This window comes from Clostridioides sp. ZZV15-6598, assembly GCF_020657705.1.
GTDB lineage: Bacteria > Bacillota > Clostridia > Peptostreptococcales > Peptostreptococcaceae > Clostridioides > Clostridioides difficile_F.
Map to the genome: position 1 here is coordinate 1 of NZ_JAGWCS010000218.1, position 3,619 is coordinate 3,619.

The 3,619-nt window shown below is 26.5% G+C and carries 4 protein-coding genes; all 4 read right to left on the reverse strand.

The genetic code is table 11. The features are described 5' to 3' along the window. Positions 1–75: 75 nt before the first annotated feature. Genes KGF50_RS20715 through KGF50_RS20730 form a run of 4 tightly spaced genes read right to left on the reverse strand, consistent with a single transcriptional unit; the run spans position 76 to position 3,515 of the window. Complete coding sequence (locus KGF50_RS20715) at positions 76–1,317, reverse strand: ABC transporter permease (RefSeq protein ID WP_227849807.1); 1,242 nt, start codon at positions 1,315–1,317, stop codon at positions 76–78. Positions 1,318–1,337: 20 nt separating this feature from the next. Next, positions 1,338–2,204 (reverse strand): ABC transporter ATP-binding protein, encoded by an 867-nt coding sequence (locus tag KGF50_RS20720; protein WP_227849808.1) that lies wholly within the window; start codon positions 2,202–2,204, stop codon positions 1,338–1,340. Positions 2,205–2,241: 37 nt separating this feature from the next. Further along, positions 2,242–3,003, reverse strand: a complete 762-nt coding sequence (locus KGF50_RS20725; RefSeq protein ID WP_227849809.1) for a hypothetical protein — start codon at positions 3,001–3,003, stop codon at positions 2,242–2,244. Then, complete coding sequence (locus tag KGF50_RS20730; RefSeq protein ID WP_227849810.1) at positions 3,000–3,515, reverse strand: RNA polymerase sigma factor; 516 nt, start codon at positions 3,513–3,515, stop codon at positions 3,000–3,002. Before KGF50_RS20730 ends, KGF50_RS20725 begins: the two co-directional genes overlap by 4 nt. Between the last annotated feature and the right edge of the window lie 104 nt (positions 3,516–3,619).

The window sequence follows — 3,619 nt, forward strand, 5'->3', positions numbered from 1 at the left end:
AAGACAGTATAAAAAGACATAGATGAATTATTTTTCATTTATGTCTTTTTTATATTATTATTTTTATATTATATATTAATTAACTTGATGTTTTCTAAAGTTATTCTTAATAAAAGGTAAAAAAATAATTGATAATATTAAACCTGTAAAAATAATCATTGTAGGTAAATCTATTACTAAGCTTCCAAACCTGTAGTTTATATACTCAGAAAATGAGAATGAAATAGCATTTGATGGCAAAATTCGAAGAATCTGATTATATAGCCAGTTTGTCTCACTATATTTTAAGAACAGTGGTATAAATAGTAACACTATATCTGTAATTAAAACGGGAAAAGGCGACTTCATGCAAGAGGATAATAAAAGTGTAAATCCAATCAATGCTATTAATATCATATAGATAACCAAAATACTCAATAAGGTTGCTTGTAAAAATGTGACTGGGTATGGTGTTGAGCTTGTTGTAAGTTGTAATGGTAAATTCCATCCATCTACTCCAAAAGACAATAGAAGAATCCCAACACATATAATTGTATTTATTAGAAAAACAATTGTCCCAAATAAAAAGGAACTTATTATTTTAGCTGTTATAAGCTTTGTTTTTCCATATTTAGAAGACAATATCACTGAATCAGTGCCTGATTGATATTCTCCTGAAAATACAGAAGCTATACTTATACAGATAGCTAATATAGTGAAAATTAGTAAGTCTCTAGATAATACAAAATAATTCCATCCTTGGTAATATCCATTTAAATATGGTTCTTGTATATCTTTATTCTTAGATAGCCAAAACTCTTTTTCTTTTTGTGTGTAATTACCATGCGAATATTCCATATTTAAAATAGTATTTACTTTTTCATTTCTAGACTTATAAAAGTGACTTCCTTTTTTTAATGGCATTGATTGAAGTATGGTAGAATTAAAATCATTTGGTTCACTATATGATTCTGTTATAAAGTTATAAAATGTTTTATTTGGATAAAAGAATCTCCAATAAACATCTTGTTTAAAATTTGAAAACCCATTTTCATCTTTTACAATATTATTTGGATTATTAAATATTTTTTGATATTCTCTGATTGAGTTTTCCACTTTTTTATCTGTTATGTATCCCTTGTTTAATTTAGATTGTTGTTTTGAAAGTTCAATAGCTTGTAGCCCTCTATACTCTTTTCCATTCGTATCGTAAGATTTTTCTTGAAATGGCATTAAGGCAAAAAGAAATATACTTAAAACTAAACTTCCTAAAATAACTGCTATTGTAGATTTTCTTTTTATTATCTTTTTTAATTCAAATTTAATTAATGTAGACATGTTTATCTCCTCACACATATTTATAGTACTTCATTAAAACAATATAAATATAAATCTTCTAATGTCTCTCTTAGATTACATGCATTATCATGTGGCTTTGTATCACTTACAATTCTGAGTGTGGCAACACCTCCAGAGTGATGGATATTTGCTAAACAATATTTATTAGCCATATAATCTACTTCATTTTCATTAACTACACATTTCCATACTTTATCTTTTATTTTTGATGTTACTGCTTCTACTGAGCCATTCAAAATGAGATTTCCTTTTTTAAGGATTAAAATTTTATCTGCAATATGTTCTACATCAGATACAATATGAGTAGATAAAATTACAATCTTTTCCTTAGAGAATTCTGAAATCAAATTACGAAAACGGACTCTTTCTTTTGGGTCCAAACCTGCTGTTGGTTCGTCTAATATTAAGATTTTAGGGTCATTAAGTAATGTCTGAGCAAATCCAAGTCTTTGTTTCATACCACCAGAAAACGTTCTTATTTTTTTATTAACGACATCTGATAATCTAACCATTTCTAATAGTTCTTGTGATTTTTCTTTTGCGTAACTAGGAATTAACCCTTTTAATGAAGCTATATATAGCATAAACTCTTTTGCAGTAAAGTCAGGATAATATCCAAAGTCTTGAGGGAGATATCCAATCATATCTCTAAAATCTTCTCCCATATCTAAATTATTTTTACCATCTACCTTCACTTCTCCAGAAGTTGGTCTTAATACCCCGCAAATCATTCTCATAAGAGTTGTTTTTCCTGCTCCATTTTCTCCCAAAAACCCATATATACCTTCATTTAGTTTGAATTCTATCCTATCTACTATAATTTTGTTATCATATTGTTTTGTTAGACGTTCTAAACTTAGTTCCATACTATTCCTCCTAATACTATATATTGTTATTTATTATTTAGATAATAATGTTTTCAAATGAACAAAGATGTTTCCATGTTTTTTTTATTTCATATATTAATGTTACTGATGTCACTAAAAAAATAATTAACCATTGGTCTATTGCTTCAAATTGATATATACTATTTTTGAAAGTACCAAGCATAAATATTAACAAGGTAAGAGATATACCATAAATCATACAATAGTAATTTGTATGTTTACCTTTGTTTCTATTTATAATTTCTAAGCATCCAATACACATTAAGTTAAAAGGTACTAATATATAAATTATTATATACAAGATATTAATATCAATTATTTGTTTTGCTAGTAATAAGACAATACACATAAGTAATAAATCACTTACTCCGAAAACAATCATTCTAGTAGCAATAATTTTATGTAGTGTATTTTTAGTTGAAAATTCTATCTCTAATACACTATTGTTATATACTTTTGCTATTTCTTCTAGATTAGTTAATATAAAAAGTGGAGCTGCTATAGAAACCAAGGCTAACATCTCATAAAATGAGTTATTCTCTCTTGCTGAATCAAGTAGCAATGCACATATTGTACATAACACTAGAAATTGCATAATCCAAGTTCTTTTTCGTATAAAACCAATTTGAGACATAAAAAAATCTATCCTGTTCATTCTTTTATCAGCATTACTAAATGTTATTCTATGTACTGTTTCAATAGTATTTTCAAAAGCTGAAGCTTCATATTTAGGAACTGTATATTCCATTAAACTTTTTTTAATTTTTTTCTTGTTCATAGTTTACCTCCTTCCATATATGTTTCTAATTTTTTTAAGGCCATATTCATCCTATACTTTGTAACAGATACACTTGAACCCATAATCTTAGCTATATCCTTAAATTTTAAATCATGATAATACCGCAAAATTACTACTTCAAATTCTACCTCTGGCAATTTAGCCAAAGCTTCTTTTACAAATATTTTGTTTTCTACATCTACTAATTCTTGCTTAGACTCCTCTTTGTCTAGTGACTCTAAATAGATGGGTTGTTTTTTCTTCCAAAAATCCTTACACTTGTTTCTAGCAATAACATATAAATAATTTTCAAATTTACCATAATGTTTATAATTACTTATGTTTTTTATAACTGTTACAAATACATCTTGAGTCAAATCCTGTGCAGTCATTTGATTATCCACATGGCGATAACAATAACAATAGACGCTATTATAATGTTTTTCAATTAAAGTATCAAACAATTCTTTTTTACCCGCTTTTATTTGTGCTATAATCTTAGCATCACTCACTATTATCACCTCCATCACTATATATAACGATTCAAATTCAAAAAAAGTTAGTATTAAAAAATTTAATTTCCTATTTTTATAATTATTTATAAGTATAACTATTC

Excerpts from the sequence above, each read along its gene's own strand:
- KGF50_RS20715 (WP_227849807.1), bottom strand. The coding sequence starts at position 1,317 with ATGTCTACATTAATTAAATTTGAATTAAAAAAGATAATAAAAAGAAAA.
- KGF50_RS20720 (WP_227849808.1), bottom strand. The coding sequence starts at position 2,204 with ATGGAACTAAGTTTAGAACGTCTAACAAAACAATATGATAACAAAATT.
- KGF50_RS20725 (WP_227849809.1), bottom strand. The coding sequence starts at position 3,003 with ATGAACAAGAAAAAAATTAAAAAAAGTTTAATGGAATATACAGTTCCT.